Raw genomic sequence first — 4525 nt, 5'->3', positions numbered from 1 at the left:
GCTCCAGTGCCTCGCGGGGGTCGTCGACCATCGGCCGGCCGGCCGTGTTCAGACTGGTGTTGACGACCACCGGGAGGCCGGTGAGCCGCTCGAACTCGGCGAGCATGCGCGCGACCAGCGGTTCGGAGGCCGGGTCGACGGTCTGGATGCGGGCGGTGCCGTCGACGTGAACGACGGCGGGGATCCGGTCCCGCCAGGCGGGATCGACGTCGTGGACGAACAGCATGTGCGGGCTGGGCAGCGGCCCGTCGAAGATCTCGGCGGCGCGGTCGGCCAACACCATCGGGGCGACCGGACGGAACTGCTCGCGCCCCTTGACGTCGTTGAGGCGTTCGAGGTTGCCCGCGTGCCCGGGGTGGGCCAGCAGGGACCGGTGCCCCAGGGCGCGCGGCCCGTACTCCGAACGCCCCTGGAACCAGGCGACGACGGCGTTGTCGGCGAGGGCGCGGGCGACGGTCGCGGCGATGTCGGGGGGCCGGTCGAACGGCACGGCAGCGGTCTTGAGGATGCCTTCGAGTTCGGCGTCGGTCCAGTCGCGGCCCAGGTCGGCGCCGGACATGGGTGCGGGGTCCTCCCCGTGGCCGGCGGCGAGGAGCAGTGCCCCGCCGAGGGCGGTGCCGGCGTCGCCCGCGGCCGGCTGCACCCACACCCGGGAGAACGGACCTTCCCTGGCGATGCGGGAGTTGGCGACGCAGTTGAGGGCGACCCCGCCGGCGAGGGTGAGCACGCCGTCGTGGGTGCGGCCGTGCAGCCAGCGCACCAGGTCGAGGAGGGTCTCCTCCAGGACCGCCTGGGCGGAGGCGGCCACGTCCGCGTGGTCCTGGGTCCACGCCTCGTGGGGGCTGCGGGCGGCGCACAGTTCGTGCCAGGGGACGCCGGTGGCGCGGAAGCCGCCGTCTCCGGTGGGGTGGACGTACCGGCGCAGCTCGGCGAGCATGCGGGGCCTGCCGTACGAGGCGAGGGCCATCACCTTGAACTCGTCGGAGGAGCGCAGGAAGCCCAGGTGGGCGGTGAGCTCCTCGTAGACCAGGCCGAGGGAGTGGGGCAGCTCCTGCGCGTGCAGGGGCTCCAGCCGGCTGCCGGTGCGCCGGGCGGCGAGGTGGGAGGCCCGCTCGCCGCGGCCGTCGAGGACCAGGACGCTGGAGCTGTCGGCGCCCTCGGCGGCGAACGCCGCGGAGGCGGCGTGCGCCATGTGGTGGGGTACGAAGCGGACGACGGCGGGGTCGAGTCCGGGAAGGGCGGTCCGCAGGAAGCCGGGTGCCTCGCGCGCGTAGGTCAGGCGCAGGTGGTCCCACGGGTCGTCGAGGCCCATCTCGTGGGCCGGCCGGGCGAGGGAGGGGTCGAAGGAGTAGGCCACCGCGTCGAGGTCCTGCGGGCGCAGGCCGGCGCGTTTCAGGCACCAGGCGGCGGCCAGTTCCGGCAGTTCCCAAGCGGAGAAGGGCACCGGGCGCTTGCCGTGCTTGCGCCGGGAGAACCGTTCCTCCTCAGTGGCGGCGACGGTGCGGCCGTCGATGACGAGCGCCGCGGCGGGGTCGTGGAAGAGGGCGTTGATTCCGAGGATGCGCATGGGCGGCCCCTTCTGGCCGGTCGTCACGGTCAGTCGTCCGTCCGGGTCCGGAACCAGGCGATGGTGCGCCGTAGCCCGTCCTCCGCCGCCACCTGCGGCTCCCACTGGAGCTTGTCCCGGGCGAGGGTGATGTCGGGGCAGCGGACGGCCGGGTCGTCGGTCGGCCGTTCGATGAAGCGGATCTCCGAGCGTGAACCGGTGAGGTCGATGATCCGGCGGGCGAGCTCCAGCATGGTGATCTCGTCCGGGTTGCCGATGTTCACCGGGCCGCGCATGCCGTGGGCGGCCATCGCGAGGATGCCGCGGACGGTGTCCTCCACATAGCACAGGGACCGGGTCTGGAGGCCGTCACCGGTGACGGTGAGGGGCTCGCCGGCGAGCGCCTGGCGGACGAAGGTGGGGACGGCACGGCCGTCGTAGCCGCGCATCCGGGGCCCGTAGGTGTTGAACAGGCGGACGATGGCGGTGTCGGTGCCGTGCAGGCCGGACTGGGCGGTGGTCAGGGCCTCGCCGAAGCGCTTGGCCTCGTCGTACACGCTGCGCGGGCCGACCGGGTTGACGTGGCCCCAGTACCGCTCGCTCTGCGGGTGCTCCTGGGGGTCGCCGTACACCTCGGACGTGGAGGCGAGGAGGAAACGGGCGCCCGCCCGATGGGCCAGCGCGAGCGCGTTGCGGGTGCCGAGACTGCCGGTCTCCAGGGTGTGCACGGGCAGCCGCAGGTAGTCGGCGGGCGAGGCGGGCGACGCGAAGTGCAGCACCAGGTCGGGCGGCCGGGCCACGTCGAACGGCTCGATGACGCTGGTCCGTTGGAAGGTGAAGCCGGGGCGGTCGAGCAGGGCCGATATGTTCTCGGTCCGGCCGGTGCTGAGATCGTCCACGCAGGTTACCGCCGTGCCGGCGTCCAGCAGGGCGGTGCACAGGTGCGAGCCGACGAAACCGGCTCCGCCGGTGACGACGGCGTGCTCCCATAGGCGTGGGGCTGCGCTGTCCATGAGGGGGCTCCTCGGAACGGGGGGCGGGCCCTCGAACGGCCCGCTCCGGAGCGTCCGACCCCACCGGCGGCGCCGTTCGGAGTGCGGCGCAGGGGGTGCGGCGGGGCCGGATCGGTGGAACGCCTTCAGCCTGCGGCAGGCCGGCGCTGCCGGCGCGGCCTGCCGCGCAAACCGGTGAATCACCCTGCGTGACGAAGGGGCGGGGTGGGGCGCCGGCCGGTACGGGCCCGCCCCCTCCGGGTGCACGGCCGCCGGAGTGCGCGCCCGCCGGGGCGGCCGGCCGTCAGGGCCGGCGCCAGCGGTCGTGGTCCATGTGCGACCCGGCCATCGGCCCCATCCGCAGCATGCCCCCGTCGACCGTCCACGAGGCGCCGGTGACGTACGAGGCCTCGGGCCCGCCCAGGAAGGCGACGACGGCGGCGACCTCGCGGGCGTCCCCCGGCCGGCCGGCGGGCACTCCGGGACGCGGCTCGGACCGCACGTCCCGGTCTTCCTGGCCGGTCATCGGGGTGGCGATCTCGCCAGGAGCCACGCAGTTCACCGTGATGCCGTGTTCGGCGAGTTCGAGGGCCATCACCTGGGTGAGCAGACCCAGTCCGCCCTTGGCGGCGCAGTACGGGGCGGCCCCCACGCGCGGCTGGTGCTCGTGGACCGACGTCACGTTGACGATCCGGCCCCCGCCGCCCTGCCCGATCATGCGGCGCGCGGCCCGCTGGCCGCACAACAGCGGTCCCACGAGGTCGACGTCGAGGACCTCCCGCACCGTGGCGAGATCCAATTCCAGGAAGGGGGTCGCGGTACCGGTCCCCGCGTTGTTGACCAGGACGTCGATGCGGCCGAGTTCGTCGGCGAGACGGTCGACCACGTCGGCGGCGGCCGGAAGGTCCGTCAGGTCGAGCCGGGCGACGGCGGCCCGCCGGCCCAGGCCCCGGACCTCCTCGGCCGTGCGACGGGCCCCGTCCTCGTCCTGGTGCCAGGTGATGCCGACGTCCAGGCCGGCGGCGGCGAGCCGGACCGCGACGGCACGGCCGATCCCGGAATCCGAGCCGGTGACCACCGCCACGGTGGGATGGAAATCGAGTGGGCTGATCACGGCGGGCCTCCCTCAGGGCCAGGAGGGCTCCCGGCGCGGTACGACGACCAGCTCGCCCACCACGCTGCCGGGGGGCACGGAGAGCGCGTACAGCACGGTGTCGGCCACGACATCCGGGCTCTGCAGCAGGCTGACGTCGGCGTCCGGGAACCTGTCCAGGATGAAAGCGGTCTCCATACCGCCCGCGATGACCCCGGTCACGCCGATGCCGGTGCAGTCACGCTGGGCCTCCTTGAACAGCGTGTGGGTGAACGCCCGCAGCCCGGACTTGCTCGCCGCATACGGTCCGGCCTCCGTCCAGGTGCGGTTGGCCGCGGTCGACAGGATGTTGACGATGTGTCCGCTGCCGGCGGCGACCATGCGGCGGTAGGTCTGCAGGCACAAGTACATCGGTCCGAGCAGGTTGGTGGTCACGACGCGGGTGACCTCCTCCGCGGTCAGGTGTTCGACCGGCTTGGACACGTCGACGGCGGCGTTGTTGACCAGGATGTCCACCGACCGGCCGTCCTCCTCGACGTCGCGCAGGACGGCGGCGACGGCGTCCGCGTCACGGACGTCCATCTCGACGGACCGGGCCCGGCCGCCGGCCACCACCAGGTCGGCGCAGAGCTGCTGGGCGAGGTCCTTGCGCACGTCGGCCACGAGGACGGAGGCGCCGGCAGCGGCGAGCCGGCGCGCGATGGCCGCGCCCAGCCCGCGGGCGCCGCCCGTCACCAGTGCCTGCTTGCCCGTCAGGTCGACCTGTACCGCGCTGCTCATGCTCGTGCCCTTCGTCCGTCCGGCAGGGAGCGGCAGCCGCCCGGGCGGGCGGCTGCCGGCGGCCCCTCGTAGCCTGTCTCTTATACACATAAGACGCGGCCGCCGAATTAGGGA

At 73.9% G+C, this 4525-nt stretch carries 4 protein-coding genes; all 4 read right to left on the bottom strand.

The window, feature by feature from the left end:
* On the bottom strand, nucleotides 1-1567 hold a 1567-nt coding region (locus ACFV7Q_RS38370; protein WP_385435587.1), incomplete at its 3' end, for a carbamoyltransferase.
* Nucleotides 1568-1596: 29 nt separating this feature from the next.
* On the bottom strand, nucleotides 1597-2559 hold the full coding sequence (locus ACFV7Q_RS38365) for an NAD-dependent epimerase/dehydratase family protein (protein WP_385435586.1): 963 nt from the start codon (nucleotides 2557-2559) through the stop codon (nucleotides 1597-1599).
* A gap of 283 nt (nucleotides 2560-2842) precedes the next feature.
* On the bottom strand, nucleotides 2843-3652 hold the full coding sequence (locus ACFV7Q_RS38360; protein ID WP_385435585.1) for an SDR family oxidoreductase: 810 nt from the start codon (nucleotides 3650-3652) through the stop codon (nucleotides 2843-2845).
* A 12-nt stretch (nucleotides 3653-3664) separates the two neighbouring features.
* Complete coding sequence (locus ACFV7Q_RS38355; RefSeq protein ID WP_385435584.1) at nucleotides 3665-4411, bottom strand: SDR family oxidoreductase; 747 nt, start codon at nucleotides 4409-4411, stop codon at nucleotides 3665-3667.
* Nucleotides 4412-4525 lie beyond the last annotated feature (114 nt).

The organism is Streptomyces sp. NPDC059851 (genome assembly GCF_042732005.1).
GTDB lineage: Bacteria > Actinomycetota > Actinomycetes > Streptomycetales > Streptomycetaceae > Streptomyces.
This window is presented reverse-complemented; position numbering and strand designations above follow the sequence as displayed.